This window comes from Sphingobium sp. AntQ-1, from assembly GCF_028538045.1.
Lineage (GTDB): Bacteria > Pseudomonadota > Alphaproteobacteria > Sphingomonadales > Sphingomonadaceae > Sphingobium > Sphingobium cupriresistens.
In genome coordinates this window covers 1,475,817-1,493,804 of the sequence record NZ_CP117158.1, presented here as the reverse complement: position 1 = coordinate 1,493,804, position 17,988 = coordinate 1,475,817, and the positions used below count along the sequence as shown (strand labels likewise).

Sequence of the window (17,988 nt, the reverse complement as noted above, 5' to 3'; positions counted from 1 at the left end):
ATAGAAGGGCTATGGTTCAACGTCCGTTCGCTTCGAGCGTGTCGAGAAGCGGGAAACGCGCCGCATGGTTTCTCGACGTCGCTCGAAACGAACGGATGTCGCACTATTTTAGTCGCGCAGCAGCTCGTTGATGCCGGTCTTGGACCGCGTCTGGGCATCCACGCGCTTGACGATCACGGCGCAATAGAGGCTGGGGCCGGGCGTGCCGTCGGGCAGCGGCTTGCCGGGGAGCGAACCGGGGACGATGACGGAATAGGGCGGCACTTCGCCCATGAAGATTTCGCCGGTCGCGCGATCGATGATCTTGGTCGACTGGCCGATGAACACGCCCATCGACAGGACCGATCCCTTGCCGATGCGCACGCCTTCGACCACTTCGGAGCGGGCGCCGATGAAGCAGTCGTCCTCGATGATGACCGGATCGGCCTGGAGCGGCTCCAGCACGCCGCCGATGCCGACGCCGCCCGACAGATGGACATTCTTGCCGATCTGGGCGCAGCTACCGACCGTCACCCAGGCGTCGACCATCGTGCCTTCATCGACGAACGCGCCGATGTTGACGAAGCTGGGCATCAGGATCGCGTTCTTGGCGATATGCGCGCCGGCGCGGGCGAAGGCGCCGGGCACCGCGCGGAAACCGGCTGCGCGGAACTCCGCCTCGCCCCAGCCCGCGAACTTGCTGGGCACCTTGTCCCACCAGAAACCGCCGCCGGGGCCGTTGTCGATCAGGGCGTTGTCGTTCAGGCGGAAGGAGAGCAGTACCGCCTTTTTGAGCCACTGGTTGACCTGCCAGCCATCGGCGGTGGGTTCGGCGACGCGGCCCTTGCCGCTGTCGAGCAGGGCCAGCGCTGCATTGACGGCGTCGCGGATGGCGCCCTGCGTGGTCAGGCTGACATTGGCGCGGTCTTCCCACGCGGCGTCGATGGTGGCTTGCAGGTCTTGGCTCATGGATGCTCCCCAAGGATGGCGGCCAGAAATGGCGTCAGATGGTTGGTTTCATAATCGATGAAGTCGGGATGATGGTCGTGATTGCCCGCTTCCGAGCCATTATTGACCCAGATGGTGGTCATGCCGATCGCCTTGGCGGGCCGCAGGTTGCGGGCCATGTCTTCGAAAAAGGCGGCGCGGGTGGGATCGACCGCATGGATGCGGCACAGGTCCGCATAGCCCGCGGGGTCAGGCTTGGGCACATATTGGCAGGCGTGGATGTCGTGGATCAATTCGAACGCTTGCGCCAAGCCGAGCTTGTCGAGCACGCGCGCGGCATAGGCGGCGTCGCCATTGGTGAAGATCAGGCGGCGGCCCGGCAGCGCGGCGATCCGGGCGTTGAGCGCAGGATCGACCGCCAGCCGATCCATCGAAATGTCATGGACATAGTCGAGAAATTCGCGCGGTTCGATGCCATGATGGCGCATCAGCCCGGACAGGGTGGTGCCATGATCGATAAAATAGCGTTTCTGGACCGCCCGCGCCTCGACCGGGTCGCAGCCGAGCAACCCCTGGATAAACTCGCCCATCTTCACGTCTATCAGCGCGAACAGGTCCGCTTTCGCCGGGTAGAGCGTATTGTCCAGATCGAAGATCCAGCTGTCGATATGGGCCATATCTGCGCGCATGGCCGCGCCCTAAAGCGGCAAGCGGCGGAGGGCAAGCCACTAACCCTTCTAACCGCAGGGAAGAAGGATATGGAGCTTTGCCGGCGCCGCCGGTCAGGCGGAGTTGGAAGAGGGGAAGGAGGGGTACGCGGCCCCTCTCCGGCTGCGACTAGGCGGCAAAGCCGCCAAGTCTCGCTCCCCTCTCAGGGGAGAGGGTTTCAGCCGCAGGCCAACGATTCACTGTCCTCATAGAAAGCCTGCACCGCAGTCCAGGCGTCCTCCGCCGTTTCGACCCAAGTCAGCAGGTTGAGGTCGCTGTGCGCAATCACGCCTTCGTCCGCCAGCGCCTCGAAATCCACCACCCGGTTCCAGAAATCCTTGCCGAACAGCAAGATGGGGATCGGCTTCATCTTGCCGGTCTGGATCAGGGTCAGCAGTTCGAACATCTCGTCGAACGTGCCGAAGCCGCCGGGGAAGACTGCGAGCGCGCGGGCGCGCAACAGGAAATGCATCTTGCGCAGCGCGAAATAATGGAATTGGAAGCTCAGCTCCGGCGTCACGAAGCGGTTGGGCGCCTGTTCATGCGGCAGGACGATGTTCATGCCGATCGTGGTCTGGCCGACATCCTGCGCGCCGCGATTGGCGGCTTCCATGATCGATGGGCCGCCGCCCGAACAGACGACGAAGTGGCGGCATCCTTCCGCATTGACCGGATATTGGGCGGCGATCCGGGCGAGTTTGCGCGCTTCTTCATAATAGCGGGCCTTGGCGCCCAGATTTTCCGCGATCCGCTTCTGCTCCGGGGTCGTGGCGGCGTCGATCCGCGCCTGCGCCTGATCGGGTTCGGGGATGCGTGCCGAGCCGTAGAAGACGAAGGTCGATTCGATCTGCGCCTCGTCCATCAGCAATTGGGGCTTCAATAATTCCAGCTGGAAACGGACCGGGCGCAGGTCTTCGCGCAGCAGAAATTCGCTGTCCTGAAAGGCGAGTCTATAGGCAGCGCTCTGCGTCTGGGGGGTGCCGACCTGCTTCTTCGCGTCATCGGCCTCTTCGCGGGCTGGGCGGAATTTACGTTCTTCAATGTCTTTTTTCGTCATTGGCGCCAACTTAGTGCGCGTCCGCGACAAATCCAAGTCTGCATCGTTCCAATAAAGGCGCGGGGCAGCCACGGTGCTGTTATTCTAACGGCAGAACCCCCCACGCCCGCCCATGTCGAAATGGAAATGGTCGTGATGCGCAGCATTGTAGTCGGGACTGAGGACGGTGTTGAACCGCTTGCAGGCGCTGGCGTGGACGAGCGTCAGGAACTGGCGGGTCTGCCGGTCGCCGTTCCAGTCCTTCTGGATGCTGATGCGCCGGCCATCGCTCAGGATGAAGGCGGACACGTCGATCGCATTGCTGTGCGCATGTTCGGACAATTTGCCGCTGCCCGCGATCGGGCGGCAATTATAGGTGCCGAACGTCTCGATCTTCTCGATCTCCGCGCCGAAGATCACCCGCGCAGCCGGCTGCACGCCATAGCGCGCCCAGGCGGCGAAATTGGCGGCCAGATTGCACGTCATCGCGCCGATGCCGGTTGTCGGCACGCCTATGTCGATCAATTTAACACTGTTCACCGCGCTGCACCCGCCGCCGAAATTGCGGTCGGGCAGGGGGGTGAAAGCCACCGCCTGCGATTGGAGTTTGGCGAAACATTGGCGCGTTTCCAGCGCGGGTTGCGCCGGGGCGCGGGCTGGCGGGGGCTTGGATATGTTCGCTACGCGGCCACGCGGGACCAGGTCGCCGCCACATGCGTTCAGCATGATTGCGCAAAGCACGGCCAGGGCCGCGCCGCGCAAAAATCCCGTTTCTGTCGCCCGCTCTTCCATGAATCAGGTGTTTACCATCGTGAATCTTTACGAAAGTTAACCGCTCGCACCGTTCGTCGCATTTCGACAAACGGCTTGACTCTTTTTTCGCGGCGACTAGTGCCGCCGACGGGCCACGCGGTCCCAACGCCGCGCTGCTCTCTGTAAGGAGACGCTACATGACTGATATGACTGCCGTTGACGCCACCCTTGCGCCTGCCGCAAAGCCCGCAACTCGTCCGGCCCGCCCCTTTTTCTCTTCCGGTCCCTGCGCCAAGCCGCCTGGCTGGAGCGCCGACAAGCTGGCCACCGACTCGCTCGGCCGCTCGCATCGCGCCAAGATCGGCAAGACTCGCCTCGCTTACAGCATCGACCTGATGCGCGAGCTGCTGAACCTGCCCGACACCCACCGCATCGGCATCGTGCCGGGGTCCGACACCGGCGCGTTCGAAATGGCGATGTGGACGATGCTGGGCGCCCGCCCCGTCACCACCATCGCGTGGGAAAGTTTCGGCGAAGGCTGGGTGACCGACGCCGCCAAGCAGTTGAAGCTGGACCCGACCGTCATCCGCGCCGATTATGGCCAGTTGCCCGATCTGAGCGCCGTCGATTTCAGCAACGACGTGCTGTTCACCTGGAACGGCACCACGTCGGGCGTGCGCGTGCCGAATGCGGACTTCATTCCCGCCGATCGCGAGGGCCTGACCTTTGCCGACGCCACCAGCGCGGTGTTCGCCTATGACATCGACTGGGCGAAGATCGACGTCGCCACCTTCTCCTGGCAAAAGGTGCTGGGCGGCGAAGGCGGCCATGGCGTGCTGATCCTCGGCCCGCGCGCGGTCGAACGCCTCGAAACCTACACCCCCGCCTGGCCGCTGCCCAAGGTGTTCCGCCTGGTGTCGAAGGGCAAGCTGGCCGAAGGCGTGTTCAAGGGCGAAACCATCAACACGCCGTCCATGCTGGCGGTTGAAGATGCGATCTTCGCGCTGGAATGGGGCAAGTCGCTGGGCGGTTCGGCCGGCCTGATCGCGCGCAGCGACGCCAATGCCGCCGCGCTGGGCAAGATCGTCGCGGAGCGCGACTGGCTCGGCCATCTCGCCGTCGACGAAGCGTCGCGGTCGAAGACCAGCGTCTGCCTGACCGTCGAAGGCGCCGACGAAGCCTTCATCAAGGCCTTCGCCGCCCTCCTCGAAAAGGAAGGCGCCGCCTTTGACATCGCCGGTTATCGCGATGCCCCGGCCGGCCTGCGCATCTGGTGCGGCGCGACCGTCGAAACGGCGGATATCGAAGCGCTGGGGCCGTGGCTCGACTGGGCCTATGCCCAGACCAAGGCTGCCGCTTAACTCTCATAATTGTCGTCATTCCCGCGAAGGCGGGAGTCCATCTCCAGCCCTATCGATAGGTGCAACGTCGAGAGATGGATCCCCGCCTTCGCGGGGATGACGAATATATTTCCAAAGGAAACACACATGCCCAAAGTCCTTATTTCCGACAAGATGGACCCCCGCGCAGCCGCGATCTTCCGTGAGCGCGGCGTGGAAGTCGACGAAATCACCGGCAAGACGCCCGAAGAACTGATCGCCATCATCGGCGACTATGATGGTCTGGCCATCCGCTCCTCGACCAAGGTGACGAAGGCGATCCTCGACGCCGCCACCAACCTGAAGGTGATCGGCCGCGCCGGCATCGGCGTCGACAATGTCGACATCCCCTATGCCTCGGCCAAGGGCGTGATCGTCATGAACACGCCGTTCGGCAACTCCATCACCACCGCCGAACACGCCATCGCGCTGATGTTCGCACTGGCCCGCCAGTTGCCAGAGGCCAATGCCCAGACGCAGCAGGGCCTGTGGCCCAAGAACGGCTTCATGGGCGTGGAAGTCACCGGCAAGACGCTGGGCCTGATCGGCGCGGGCAATATCGGGTCGATCGTCGCCAGCCGCGCACTGGGCCTCAAGATGAAGGTCGTCGCCTTCGATCCGTTCCTGACGCCCGAACGCGCCATCGAAATGGGCGTGGAAAAGGCCGATCTCGACACGCTGCTGGCGAAAGCCGACTTCATCACCCTGCACACGCCGCTGACCGACCAGACCCGCAACATCCTGAGCAAGGAAAACCTCGCCAAGACCAAGAAGGGCGTGCGCATCATCAACTGCGCGCGTGGCGGGCTGATCGATGAAGCCGCGCTCAAGGAGGCGATGGATTCGGGCCATGTCGCGGGCGCCGCGCTCGACGTGTTCGTGCAGGAACCGGCGAAGGAATCGCCTTTGTTCGGCACGCCCAACTTCATCTGCACCCCGCATCTGGGCGCGTCGACCGACGAAGCGCAGGTCAATGTGGCGCTCCAGGTCGCCGACCAGTTGTCCGACTATCTGCTCGACGGCGGCATCACCAACGCGCTCAACGTCCCCTCGCTCAGCGCCGAAGAAGCCCCCAAGCTCAAGCCCTATATGGCGATCGCCGAAAAGCTGGGCAGCCTGGTCGGCCAGCTGGAAGGCGACGCGATCACCGGCGTTGCGGTGGAAGTCGAAGGCCATGCCGCCGAACTGAACCAGAAGCCGATCACCGCCGCCGTGCTGGCGGGCCTGATGCGCGTCTATTCGGACACGGTGAACATGGTCAACGCGCCTTTCCTGGCCAAGGAACGCGGGCTGGACGTGCGCGAAGTGCGCCACGACCGCGAAGGCGACTACCAGACTTTGGTGCGCGTCACCGTGACCACCGAAAATGGCGAGCGTTCGGTCGCCGGCACGCTGTTCGGCCATGCGTCGCCACGCCTGGTCGAACTGTTCGGCATCAAGGTGGAAGCCGATCTGGACGGCACGATGCTCTATATCGTCAACCAGGACGCGCCGGGCTTCATCGGTCGCCTGGGGAGCAAGCTGGGCGAATCGGATGTCAACATCGGCACCTTCCACCTAGGCCGGCGCAACCAGGGCGGTGAAGCCGTTCTCCTGTTGTCGGTCGACGGCACCGTCACCGAACCGCTGCGCTGGGAAATCTGCAATCTGACCGGCGTGAAGCAGGTCAAGTTGCTGCGGTTTGCTTAAACTCTAAAGACCCTCTCCCCCAGGGGAGAGGGAGTAAAGGTGTCTGCCGTGATTCCGCCCAGCCTCTTGCCCGAAGGCCTATCCGATCGCCTGCCGCCCCAGGCCGAAGCCTCCGCGCGCCTGGCGCGCCGTGTGCTCGATACGGTGGCGACCCATGGCTATGAACGGGTCATGCCGCCGCTTGCGGAGTTTGAGGATACGCTGACCCAGCGTCTCAAATCGATGCGTGCGCAGGATCTGGTCCGCGTGGTCGATCCCGTGTCGCAGCGCAGCCTGGCCTTTCGCCCGGACATGACCGCGCAGGTCGGCCGCATCGCCGCTACGCGGATGGCCGCCGCGCCGCGTCCGCTGCGCCTCTCCTATGCCGGTCCGATCATCCGCCAGAAGGCCAGCCAGTTGCGCCCCGAACGCGAGAAATTGCAGCTCGGCGCTGAATTGATCGGCAGCGACGGCACGGCCGCCGCGGTGGAGATCGTGAATATCGCGATCGAGGCGCTGACCGCCGCGGGCGTGACCGGCATCACCATCGACTTCACCTTGCCCGACCTGATCGACGCGCTGGCCGCCGGCCCGCTGCCGCTCGGCGCGCAGGAGATAGAGGCGGTCCGCGCCGGGCTGGACGCCAAGGATGCGGGCGCATTGGTCGCCATCAGCCCGGCTGCCGCCGCCTATCTGCCGCTGATCGAAGCGACCGGCCCTTTCCATGCCGCGATGGACCGGCTCGAAGCGTTTAGCGCGCAACTGGGCGGCGCGATCGACAGCCGCATCGCGGGTCTGCGCGCCATCGCCAAGCCGATCGGCTGGGACATCACCCTGACACTCGATCCGACCGAACGGCACGGTTTCGAATTTCAGAACTGGTTCGGCTTCTCCATCTTCGCCGAGGGTTTCATTGGCGAGATCGGTCGCGGCGGCAGCTACGCCATCGCGCGAGCGGATGGCGCGGATGAACCGGCTATGGGCTTCTCCCTCTATCCCGACCCGCTGATCGACGCGGGTTTCGGCGGGGAAGCGCCCCGGCGCCTGTTCCTGCCGCTGGGCCATGACGCAGGCCGCGCGAACGCGCTGCGCGCCGAGGGCTGGCAAACCGTCGCGGCGCTGTCCGGCGACGAAGATGGCGCGGCCCAGCGCTGTTCGCACTGGCTGGATGGCGCGGAGCCGTGCGCCTATTGACTTGACTTGACCGGGGTAGCGCGGCTAACGCGCGCCCCGAAACAGGGCGTCATACGCGCCTGCTTGATCCCACCGGCATGCCGAGTCCCGTCGAAGGGCATGGCCGGTCCGCGCGGCGGGCGGAGGACTGTATCTGTGGCAAATGTAACCGTGATCGGCGCTCAGTGGGGCGACGAAGGCAAGGGCAAGATCGTCGACTGGCTGTCGGAGCGCGCCGACGTCGTCGCCCGTTTCCAGGGCGGCCATAATGCCGGCCATACGCTGGTCGTGGGCGAGAAGGTCTATAAGCTCTCGTTGCTGCCGTCGGGCATCGTGCGCGGCACGCTGTCGGTCATCGGCAATGGCGTGGTGCTGGACCCCTGGCATTTCCGCGATGAAGTGGCGAAGCTGAAGGGGCAGGGCGTCACCATCACGCCCGACAATCTCCAGATCGCGGAAACCTGCCCGCTGATCCTGCCCTTCCACCGCGACCTTGATGGCCTGCGCGAAGACGCATCGGGCGCGGGCAAGATCGGCACCACCCGCCGCGGCATCGGCCCGGCTTATGAGGACAAGGTCGGCCGCCGCGCCATCCGCGTCTGCGATCTGGCGCATCTGGACGACCTGGACCTCCAGATCGACCGGCTGACCGCCCATCATGACGCGCTGCGCGCCGGTTTCGGCGAAGCGCCGATCGACCGCGCCGCGCTGATGGCGGAACTGACAGAGATCGCGGCCTTCATCCTGCCCTTCGTCAAGCCGGTCTGGCTGACGCTCAACAAGGCGAAGGCGGCGGGCAAGCGCATCCTGTTTGAAGGCGCGCAGGGCACCTTGCTCGACATCGACCATGGCACCTATCCGTTCGTCACATCGTCCAACACGGTGGCGGGCACGGCGGCGAGCGGCACCGGCCTTGGCCCCAATGCGGCGGGCTTCGTGCTGGGCATCGTCAAGGCCTATACCACCCGCGTGGGTTCCGGCCCGTTCCCGACCGAATTGGAGGATGAAACCGGCCAGCGGCTGGGCGAACGCGGCCATGAATTCGGCACCGTCACCGGCCGTAAGCGCCGCTGCGGCTGGTTCGACGCGGTGCTGGTGCGCCAGTCGATCGCGGTGTCGGGCGTCACCGGCGTCGCGCTCACCAAGCTGGACGTGCTGGACGGCTTCGATGAACTGAAGATCTGCGTCGGCTATCAGATCGGCGACCAGAGGTTCGACTATCTGCCCGCCCATGCGCAGGACCAGGCGAAGGCGCAGCCGATCTATGAAACGATCGAGGGTTGGCACGACACCACCGCCGGCGCGCGCAGTTGGGCCGAACTCCCGGCGCAGGCGGTCAAATATATCCGCCGGATCGAGGAACTGATCGGTTGCCCGGTCACGCTCGTTTCGACCAGTCCTGAGCGCGAGGACACCATCCTCGTGCGCGATCCCTTCGCGGATTAAGAGCGATGGCCGAACAACGCTTCGAGCGTCACAAGCAGGCCTGGACCCAGGACGAGATCCAGAAACTGCACATGTTGGCGAAGAAGGGCATGGGCCTGAAAGCCATCGCCAAGGCGCTGACCCGCACCGAAGAATCGGTCAAGGCGCGCGCCAAGGAAGACAGTGTGAATATCGCCAAGCTGCGGTAGATACATGGTGCTCCCGCGCAGGGGGGCGGTCCTGCCGTCGATTCCGTGCGATAGGGCGGAACTGGGCTCCGGCCTGCGCCGGAGCATTGACTGTCTGGACCCCGCCACACAGCCATGCGAAGACCACGCCTTACCAACAGGGAAGGCTTCGCATGGCGCTCGACATTCTCGTCCTTTATGGCTCCTATCGCCGTGGCCGGCTCGGTATCCGGCTCGCCGATTATCTGGTTCGCGGGTTTGAGGGGCTGGGCCACAAAGCCGAACTGGTCGATGCCAAGGCGGTCGACCTGCCCATGCTGGACCTGCGCTACAGCGATTATCCCGCCGGGGAAGCGCCCGCCGCGATGGCGCAACTGTCGGATCGTCTGTCCGCCGCCGATGCCTTCGTGTTCGTCGCGGGCGAATATAATCGCGGGATGCAGCCGGGCCTCAAAAATCTGGTCGATCATTATCTCAAAGAGTTCGACCGCCGTCCTGCCGCCATCGCCAGCTATTCGATGGGGCGTTTTGCGGGGGTCAACAGCCACGCCGACTGGACGGTGACGCTGGCGGCGATGGGCATGGCCGTGGTGCCGGAGCGGCTGAGCGTCGGCCAGATTGGCCAGGCGCTGGACGAACAGGCCCAGTCGCAGGGCGAGGGTGGCGCGGCGCTGGAGCGCGGCTTTGCCGGGTTCGCCAACAACCTCATCTGGTGGGCGGAAGCGGCTAAGGCCGCGCGCTGGAGCGATTTCTAATCAGATGGGATCATCTGATGATTGCGAAATCGCGTAAAACCGATAATTTAGAGCGGTTGGTCTGATGCAATCGGATCAACCGCTCTATATCGCCGGTCGATCCACACCAGCGCATAGCCCGCCGCGACGAAGCCTGCCGCCATCAGCGCGGCGTTGAGCGCGACCTGGCCGACGCCCAGCTTCGCGACATTGATGAAGGGATAGGCATAGCTTTCCTCCATCACGCCGCGCAGCAGGGCGTAGGGCAGATAGAGCGCGGGAAAAATCGCCCAGACCCAGGGATCGCGCCAGCCAAGCCGTCCCTTGCGCGCAAAGGCGATCCACCAGAGCGGCGTGAGCAGGGGCGTCACCTTGTGCAGCAGCGTATCGGCCAGCAGCGCGCCACCGCTCAAGGACAGCAGCCCGCGCAGCAGCAGGCCATAGACGATGCCGACGAGCAGGATCGCCAGCAGCATCCCGCCGACCAGCCGCGGCGATACGGCGCGACCCAGTGCAATCGCGCCCAGCGTCAGGACGACGAGGATATTGGCCCAGATGGTGAAGAAGCGCATCAGGGTCCACAGCGTCGCGCCGATCGATCCGGTCTGCGTCAGCGTGGCGTCTAACTGCACCGCCAGCCCGGTCAGGCTGACCAGCATGACGATCGCTGCGCCGATGCGATAGCCGGTCATGTGGCTATCCTCCCCCGTCCATCCTCTTCGCCTGCTGCTATCACGGTTGCGGCCACCAGGTCGCCCGTCACGTTCAGGCTGGTGCGGCACATGTCGAGGAAACGATCGACGCCCAGCACCAGCCCGATTCCTTCGGGCGGCACGCCGACCATGCCCAGGATCATCGCGACGACCGGCAGCGATCCGGCGGGCACCCCCGCAGTGCCGACCCCGCCCAATATGCACACCAGCATCACCATCAACTGCTGCGTCAGACTGAGGTCGACGCCGAAAAACTGGGCGAGGAAGAGGACGGTGATGCCTTCGAACATCGCCGTGCCATTCTGGTTGGCGGTCGCGCCGATGGTGAGGACGAAGCGGGCGATGCGGCGCGGCAGGTGCAACTTGTCCTCCGCCACGCGAATGGCGGTGGGCAGGGTGGCGTTGGACGATGCGGTGGCGAAGGCCATGACGCTGGCCTCCTGCACCGCCGCGAAGAAGGCGAGGGGGGAACGGCGCGCAAGCAGGGCGATGAGTAGCGGATAAACGACGAACATCTGGATCGCCAATGCCAGCAGCACGACGCCGACATAGGCGGACAGGCGGATCAGCAAGTCCCAGCCGAACTGCGCAGCCAGATTGAACATGAAGCAGGCGATGGCGATCGGGGCGAGGCGGATGACGATGCCGATCAGCCGCATCGTCACGTCGAACAGCCCCTCCATCGCATTGAGCAACATCTTCGACTGTTCGGTCTGCACCAGCACGAGGCCAATGCCGAAGAAGAGCGCAAAGACCATCACCGCCAATATGTCGTTATCGGCCATCGCGCCGATAATGTTGTCGGGGATGATCGCGATCAGCGCCTGCATCCCCGTCGGCGTGTCGCCGCTGCGGACGAGAATCGCTTTGGCCCCCGCGCCCGCATCGGCCAGCATCGCCTGCGCCTGGGCGGGATCCACTCCGCCGCCCGGCCGCAGCAGATTGACCAGCAGCAGGCTGATGACGACGGCGACGCCCGATACGATCAGCGTATAGATTAGCGTGCGCAGGCCGATCCGCCGCAGCGATCGCATCTCGCCCATTTCGGCAATGCCCACGATCAGCGCCGACACCAGCAGCGGGATGACCAGCATGAACAGCAGTCGTAGGAAAACCTGCCCGATCGGCCCGGTGACATAGGTGGTGATGGCATCGACCCAGCGCGCGTCGGGCGCCGTCATATAGACGCCCAGGCCCAGGATCAGGCCGATCAGGAAGCCGGCCAGCATCTGCCACTGAAGCGAGAGCGCCGCCGTCTGGCCGCTGCTGTCGGGCGCGTCGCTGGTCACAGGCTTCTCCGTTCGCTTCTCGGTTCAACGAGCCGCGGGGGTACGAGTTGCGTCGGCCGGGATATTTCGTTTCGCTATGGCATCAAGGGAGCATTACCGCGACGCTGGCGTTACCGCAGTCGATTATTTTCGGAGACCTGCATGATCATCGATCCTGTCCCCAGCATGCGCCGGATGGCGTCCGAAGTCTGGAAGCCGCTGACCGCGCTGTTCATATGGGATTGCGCCGTGACACTCACTTATTATGTTCTGCCTTTCAAGGCGCCGTCGCTGCCGCTCACCATTTTTGGTACGGCGCTGGCGCTGTTTCTGGGCTTCCGGTCCAACAGCGCCTATCAACGCTGGTGGGAAGGGCGGGTTCTGTGGGGCGCGATGATCAATGCGTCGCGCAGCCTGGCGCGCGCCACGCGCAATTTCCTGCCCGATCCGGAGGCGCGCGACCTGAAGCGCGAGATCGTGATGCGCCAGATCGCCTATGTGAATGCGCTGCGTTGCCAGTTGCGCCGCCAGCCGATCGGCACGGACGTCACGACCTTCCTGCGAGAAGAGGATAAGGGCAAGGCGCTGGCTCGCGCGAACCCGGCCAACGGCCTGCTCGACAGCACCGGGCGACGGATCGACATCGCCCGGCGCGAAGGGTGGATCGACACGATCCAGCAAACGCAGATGGAGGCGGTGCTGATCGACATCGCCAATGCGCAGGGTGGAATGGAACGCCTGAAAAACACGCCGCTGCCGGTGCAGTATCGTTATCTACCGACCATCTTCACGCATCTTTTCTGTCTGTTCCTGCCGATCGGCCTGGTTGAAACGCTGGGCTTGGCCACGCCGCTCGGCTCCACGGTGGCGGGGCTGATGTTCGTCGCGGTCCTGCGGATCGGCGATGACCTGACCGATCCCTTTGGCGATACCGTGCATGACGTGCCTTTGACGGCGATGTGCCGAACAATCGAGATCGACCTGCTCCAGTCGATCGGCGACCCCGCGCCAGAGCCGGCTAAGCCGGTGCGCGGGGTGCTATGGTGAAGGAGGATCGGGTCCCGCCTGCGCGGGAGCACATGCTATCCTTGATTACTCCTTGTGCCGGTCGTCCACCATGTCGGACGCGAGTTCCAGTCCCGCGCGGCCATGAGCGGCGCCATGCGCCGGCGCCTTGGGATGGGGCACGTCGATCGGCTCCTCGACCTCCAGCATCCCTTCCCATTTGGTGATGACCGACGTGGCGATGGCGTTGCCCAGCACGTTGGTTGCGGTGCGGCCCATGTCCATGAAGTGATCGACCGCCAGGATGAAGGCGATGCCTTCGACCGGCAGGTCGAACTGGCCCAGCGTCGCGGCGACCACCACGAGGCTGGCGCGCGGAACCGCGGCGATGCCCTTGCTGGTGACCATCAGCACGAGCAGGATGGTGATCTGCGTCGCGATCGGCAGGTCGATGCCATAGGCCTGGGCGATGAAGATCGTCGCGAAGGTCGAATACATCATCGACCCGTCGAGGTTGAAGCTGTAGCCCAGGGGCAGCACGAAGCTGTAGATACGGCGCGGGATGCCGAAGCGGTCGAGCTGCTCCAGCATCTTGGGATAGGCGGCTTCGGACGAGGCGGTGGAGAAGGCGATCAGGATCGGTTCGCGGACATAGCGGATCAGCTTGAACATCCGCTTGCCGAGGAAAATCGATCCGGCGCCGAACAGCAGCAGCCACAAGCAGAACAGCGCGATGTAGAATTCGCCGACCAGTTCGCCATAGGTTTTGAGCACGCCCAGCCCCTGCACCGTGACGGACGAGGCCAGCGCGCCGAACACCGCGAACGGGGCTACGCGCATGACATAGCCGGTCACTTGCAGCATCAGTTCGACCATCGCCTCGATCATGGTGACGATCGGCTTGCCCTTGTCGCCGATGGCGGTGAGCGCCACGCCCACGAACAGCGAGAAGACGACGATCTGCAGGATCTGGTTGTCCGCCATCGCCCCGATCATGGAGGTCGGGAAGACATGGAGGATGAAGTCGCGGAAGTTGAGCGCTTCGGTATTGACGCCCGCATCCGCGCCGGAGCGGACCAGGTTGAGGCCCTCGCCCGGTGCGAAGAAGTTGACGAAGATCAGGCCCAGCGTCAGCGAAATCAGGCTGGCGATGATGAACCAGGCGAGCGCCCGCCCGCCGATCCGCCCCAGCGCCGCGCTGTCGCCCATATGGGCGATGCCCGCGACCAGCGTGGAAAAGACCAGAGGCGCGATGATCATCTTGATCAGGTGCAGGAATATGTCGGCCAGAAGGTGGAAATAGCCCGCCACATCCTTCGCCAGCGTTTCGTCGCCGCCGACCCAAAGATTGGCCACGAAGCCCGTGATCACCCCCAGGACCATGCCGATGAGGATGAAGACTGTCAGTCTGTTTCGCATCAAATCCCTTTAGGCTGCCCGTGCGCAGCCCCCGCCTATTGTACGTCTGTCAGGCCGACACCTAACAGGCGCATGGGCCACCCGCAATCGCGGCGCGTCCAGTCGCATCAGGGAAGACGAAGCAGTCGCGCCTTTCCACGCCCTTGGATATACGGGTCAGGGGTAGAGCAGTCCTTCGATCCAACTATCGCCGACCCTTTCGAACAGGCGGCGTTCGTGCAGCCGGTGTTCGCGATCCTGCCAATATTCGATCCGTTCGGGGGTGAGGCGGAAGCCCGACCAATGCGGCGGGCGCGGCACCGGGCCGCCCTCGAACCGGGCGCTGGCCGCCTCGAACCGGTCCATGAAGGTCTGCCGGTCGGGCAGGGGGCGGGACTGGTCTGATGCCCAGGCGCCCAGTTGGCTGTCGCGGCTGCGGGTCGCGAAATAGACGTCGGCGGTGGCGTCGTCTACAGGGCCTACCGCCCCTTCGACACGAATCTGGCGGCGCAGCGATTTCCAGTGGAAGAGCAGCGCGGCGTGGGGATTTTCCAGCAGATCGCCCGCCTTGCGTCCTTCGAAATTGGTGTAGAAGACGAAGCCGTCGGGACCATGGCCCTTGAGCAGCACCATGCGCACGGACGGCCGCCCGCGCGCATCGGCTGTGGCCAGCGCCATGGCGTTGCTATCGTTGATTTCGGTGTCGCGCGCCTGCGCGTACCACTCGTCGAACAGGGCGAAGGGATCGGTCATGGCGCATTCTTACGGGAGGGGAGCAAAAGTGTCGATAAGGGGAAGTCCGGTCGCCCCTTGCGCCATCCCCGGCTTGAATGTGGGCGCGGCATCGTCCACATAGTCGGGAAGTGATGCTTTTGTGCAACAGGTAGAATGATGGCCGATCCCTATTCCCTTTTGGGTGTGACGCGCAGCGCGACCGATGCGGAGATTAAATCCGCCTATCGCAAGCTCGCCAAGGAACTGCACCCCGACAAGAACAAGGATAACCCCAGGGCGGCGGACAAATTTTCCGCCGTGACCAACGCCTATGACCTGCTGTCCGACAAGGATAAGCGCGCCCGTTTCGACCGGGGGGAGATTGACGGCGACGGCAATCCGGCCGCGCCCTTTGGCTATGGCGGCGGGGGCGGCGGCGGTTTTCGCGGCCAGCCGGGCGGCGGCTTCGATCAGGGCGGCGCGGATTTCGGCGATATTTTCGAAGGGCTGTTCGGCGGCGCCGGGCGTCGTGCGGGCGGTGGCGGCGGTTTCGGGCGGCAGGCGCCACCGCCAAAGGGCGCCAATGTCGCCTATCGGCTGGCGGTCCAGTTCACCGACGCGGCCACCCTCGCGCCGCAGCGGATCACTTTGCAGGATGGCAAGACCATCGACCTGAAGCTGCCCGTTGGGGTGGAAAGCGGGACGCAGATGCGCCTGTCGGGCAAGGGGCAGGCCGGGCCGGGCGGGGCGGGCGATGCGATCGTCACGATCGAGGTGAAGCCGCACCCCTTCTTCATCCGCGACGGCGACAATGTGCTGCTGGACCTGCCCATCACGCTCGATGAGGCGGTGAAGGGCGGGAAGGTCAAGGCGCCGACGGTGGACGGCCCGGTGATGCTGGGCGTGGCGGCTGGCGCGACGTCGGGCAAGACGCTGCGGCTGCGCGGCAAGGGCTTTACCGGCAAAAGCGGCCAGCGCGGCGACCAGTTGGTCACGCTCCAGATCGACGTGCCGGCCGACGACCCGGCGATCCAGGCGCTGGTGGAAAGCTGGCAGGACGAACGGCCGGTGCGCGCCCATATGGGCGTATGATGCGTTAGTCCATATATGCCGATGCCATCGCCCCTGTCGCCCGAATCCCGCCGCCAGGTGACGCATGAAGCGCGGGCGCATTTTCATCGGCAGATGGACCGGGTGCGGCCTGGCTCCCATCTGTTCGAGGTGATGAAGCGGGTGGCGGTCGGCACCTATAGCGACGGCTTCATCCATGCCGGCAATCTGGCCTATCTGTCGCTGATGACGCTGTTTCCCTTTTTCATCGTCGCGGCGGCTGTGGCCAGCATCTTTGGCCGGACGCAGGACGGCGTGCAGGCGGTCAACGCCTTTCTCTATACCGTGCCGCGCGGCGTCGCCGATGTGGTGCGCCAGCCGATCAGCGACGTGCTGACCGCGCGCAGCGGTCCTCTGCTGTGGTTGGGCGGCCTGGTCGGGCTGTGGACCGTGGGCAGCCTCATAGAAACGATCCGCGACATTCTCCGCCGCGCCTATGGCACCAAGAGCACCAAGCCTTTCTGGCGCTATCGGCTGGGCGCGATCGGCATCACGCTGGTCAGCGTCTTCGCGCTGATGTTCGCTTTTTCGTTGCAGGTGGCGATCACCGGCCTCGACCAGTTCCTCCACAATATCCTGCCCTGGGCGGACGACGCCATCGGCCTGGTCGCGTCGGCGAAGCTGGTGCCGATGGCGATAACCTGCCTTGCCTTATGGTCGCTGTTCGCGGCCTTGACGCCCACCGCTTACAAGCCGCGCCGTTTCCCCAAATGGCCCGGCGCGGTGGCGACGTCGCTCTGGTGGTATGGGACGGTGCTGCTGTTGCCGCCCACCCTGTCGCTGCTGGGCGGCTATGGCCGGACCTATGGCAGTCTGGCGGGTGTCATGATCACCCTCATTTTTTTCTTTCTCGTCGGGCTTGGCGTGGTAATTGGCGCGGAATTAAATGCGGCGCTGGCGGAATTTCCCGAAGAGGAACTGGACGCGGCGGCGAAGGACCAAGGGAACGGAACGACGATATGAACGGCTTGATGGCAGGAAAGCGCGGGCTCATCATGGGGCTGGCGAACGACAAGTCGCTCGCCTGGGGCATTGCGCAGCAATTGCACGCGCATGGCGCGGAACTGGCCTTTTCCTACCAGGGCGATGCGCTGGCCAAGCGGGTGCGGCCGCTCGCGGAGCAGGTCGGCTCCGATTTCCTGATCGACTGCGACGTCACCGACATGGACAAGCTGGATGCGGCGTTCGCCGAGCTGGAAGCGCGCTGGGGCACGATCGATTTCGTGGTCCACGCGATCGGCTTTTCCGACAAGAACGAGCTGCGCGGCCTCTATGTCGACACCAGCCTGGAGAATTTCCTGCTGACCATGAACGTGTCTGCTTACAGTTTTGTGGCAGTCACGAAGCGCGCGCGCGCTTTGATGCCTAATGGCGGCAGTATCTTGACGCTGAGCTATTATGGCGCGGAAAAGGTCATCCCCCATTATAACGTCATGGGCGTTGCGAAGGCGGCGCTGGAAACCAGCGTCAAATATCTGGCGATGGATCTGGGGCCGGAAAATATCCGCGTCAACGCCATTTCCGCCGGCCCGATCAAGACGCTGGCGGCCAGCGGCATCGGCGATTTCCGCTATATCCTGAAATGGAACGAGTTGAACTCGCCGCTGCGCCGCAACGTCACGATCGAGGATGTCGGCGGCGCGGGCCTGTATCTGTTGTCCGATCTGGCGTCGGGCGTGACCGGCGAAATCCACCATGTCGATGCGGGCTATAACGTCATCGGGATGAAGGCCGAAGACGCGCCGGACATCGCGCTGGATAAGTAAGGTCAAACCCCTCTCCCCTTGGG

Annotated in this window: 18 protein-coding genes; 10 read left to right on the top strand and 8 right to left on the bottom strand. The window is 64.4% G+C overall.

All coding sequences use genetic code 11. The features are described 5' to 3' along the window. Positions 1-108: 108 nt before the first annotated feature. The 4 genes from dapD to sphantq_RS07340 form a co-directional block, all read right to left on the bottom strand. Positions 109-948 (bottom strand): 2,3,4,5-tetrahydropyridine-2,6-dicarboxylate N-succinyltransferase, encoded by an 840-nt coding sequence (dapD, locus tag sphantq_RS07355; protein WP_272799932.1) that lies wholly within the window; start codon positions 946-948, stop codon positions 109-111. Beyond that, on the bottom strand, positions 945-1,616 hold the full coding sequence (locus tag sphantq_RS07350; RefSeq protein ID WP_066606201.1) for a pyrimidine 5'-nucleotidase: 672 nt from the start codon (positions 1,614-1,616) through the stop codon (positions 945-947). The genes dapD and sphantq_RS07350 overlap by 4 nt, the downstream gene beginning before the upstream one ends. 197 nt (positions 1,617-1,813) lie before the next feature. After that, a complete protein-coding gene (locus tag sphantq_RS07345) occupies positions 1,814-2,692 on the bottom strand; it encodes a TIGR00730 family Rossman fold protein (protein ID WP_066606194.1) in 879 nt (292 codons plus the stop codon). 84 nt (positions 2,693-2,776) lie between these two features. Beyond that, complete coding sequence (locus sphantq_RS07340) at positions 2,777-3,463, bottom strand: extensin family protein (RefSeq protein WP_129926033.1); 687 nt, start codon at positions 3,461-3,463, stop codon at positions 2,777-2,779. Between the two features lie 158 nt (positions 3,464-3,621). On the opposite strand from sphantq_RS07340, the gene sphantq_RS07335 reads away from it, so the two are divergent. The 6 genes from sphantq_RS07335 (at position 3,622) to sphantq_RS07310 (ending at position 10,012) form a co-directional block, all read left to right on the top strand. Then, a complete protein-coding gene (locus tag sphantq_RS07335) occupies positions 3,622-4,785 on the top strand; it encodes a phosphoserine transaminase (RefSeq protein WP_066606188.1) in 1,164 nt (387 codons plus the stop codon). A gap of 126 nt (positions 4,786-4,911) precedes the next feature. Next, positions 4,912-6,492 carry a phosphoglycerate dehydrogenase gene (gene serA, locus sphantq_RS07330; protein ID WP_066606185.1) on the top strand — a complete coding sequence of 527 codons (1,581 nt, stop codon included), beginning with the start codon at positions 4,912-4,914 and terminating at the stop codon, positions 6,490-6,492. Between the two features lie 39 nt (positions 6,493-6,531). Then, on the top strand, positions 6,532-7,665 hold the full coding sequence (locus sphantq_RS07325; RefSeq protein ID WP_272799931.1) for an ATP phosphoribosyltransferase regulatory subunit: 1,134 nt from the start codon (positions 6,532-6,534) through the stop codon (positions 7,663-7,665). 135 nt (positions 7,666-7,800) lie between these two features. Continuing rightward, positions 7,801-9,090 (top strand): adenylosuccinate synthase, encoded by a 1,290-nt coding sequence (locus sphantq_RS07320; protein WP_066606179.1) that lies wholly within the window; start codon positions 7,801-7,803, stop codon positions 9,088-9,090. Positions 9,091-9,095: 5 nt separating this feature from the next. Continuing rightward, positions 9,096-9,278 (top strand): hypothetical protein, encoded by a 183-nt coding sequence (locus sphantq_RS07315; protein ID WP_066606172.1) that lies wholly within the window; start codon positions 9,096-9,098, stop codon positions 9,276-9,278. Positions 9,279-9,430: 152 nt separating this feature from the next. Then, positions 9,431-10,012, top strand: a complete 582-nt coding sequence (locus sphantq_RS07310) for an NADPH-dependent FMN reductase (RefSeq protein ID WP_272799930.1) — start codon at positions 9,431-9,433, stop codon at positions 10,010-10,012. A 47-nt stretch (positions 10,013-10,059) separates the two neighbouring features. On the opposite strand, the gene sphantq_RS07305 is transcribed toward sphantq_RS07310, so the two are convergent. After that, positions 10,060-10,683, bottom strand: a complete 624-nt coding sequence (locus tag sphantq_RS07305; RefSeq protein WP_272799929.1) for a Pr6Pr family membrane protein — start codon at positions 10,681-10,683, stop codon at positions 10,060-10,062. After that, positions 10,680-11,933 carry a dicarboxylate/amino acid:cation symporter gene (locus sphantq_RS07300; protein ID WP_272800196.1) on the bottom strand — a complete coding sequence of 418 codons (1,254 nt, stop codon included), beginning with the start codon at positions 11,931-11,933 and terminating at the stop codon, positions 10,680-10,682. The genes sphantq_RS07305 and sphantq_RS07300 overlap by 4 nt, the downstream gene beginning before the upstream one ends. Before the next feature lie 201 nt (positions 11,934-12,134). On the opposite strand from sphantq_RS07300, the gene sphantq_RS07295 reads away from it, so the two are divergent. After that, the gene (locus sphantq_RS07295) at positions 12,135-13,019 is read left to right on the top strand and encodes a bestrophin family protein (RefSeq protein ID WP_066606162.1); all 885 of its coding nucleotides are present in this window, start codon (positions 12,135-12,137) and stop codon (positions 13,017-13,019) included. Between the two features lie 45 nt (positions 13,020-13,064). Here sphantq_RS07295 and sphantq_RS07290 read toward each other — a convergent pair whose 3' ends face one another. Continuing rightward, positions 13,065-14,396, bottom strand: coding sequence for a dicarboxylate/amino acid:cation symporter (locus sphantq_RS07290; RefSeq protein WP_066606159.1), 1,332 nt, complete (start codon positions 14,394-14,396; stop codon positions 13,065-13,067). Positions 14,397-14,552: 156 nt separating this feature from the next. After that, a complete protein-coding gene (gene pdxH, locus sphantq_RS07285) occupies positions 14,553-15,128 on the bottom strand; it encodes a pyridoxamine 5'-phosphate oxidase (protein WP_066606153.1) in 576 nt (191 codons plus the stop codon). Between the two features lie 138 nt (positions 15,129-15,266). On the opposite strand from pdxH, the gene sphantq_RS07280 reads away from it, so the two are divergent. The 3 genes from sphantq_RS07280 to fabI are packed head-to-tail and all read left to right on the top strand — an operon-like array spanning position 15,267 to position 17,965. Further along, a complete protein-coding gene (locus sphantq_RS07280; RefSeq protein ID WP_272800195.1) occupies positions 15,267-16,181 on the top strand; it encodes a J domain-containing protein in 915 nt (304 codons plus the stop codon). A 15-nt stretch (positions 16,182-16,196) separates the two neighbouring features. Next, complete coding sequence (locus sphantq_RS07275; protein ID WP_066606150.1) at positions 16,197-17,162, top strand: YihY/virulence factor BrkB family protein; 966 nt, start codon at positions 16,197-16,199, stop codon at positions 17,160-17,162. After that, positions 17,159-17,965 carry an enoyl-ACP reductase FabI gene (gene fabI / locus sphantq_RS07270; protein WP_066606147.1) on the top strand — a complete coding sequence of 269 codons (807 nt, stop codon included), beginning with the start codon at positions 17,159-17,161 and terminating at the stop codon, positions 17,963-17,965. Before sphantq_RS07275 ends, fabI begins: the two co-directional genes overlap by 4 nt. Positions 17,966-17,988 lie beyond the last annotated feature (23 nt).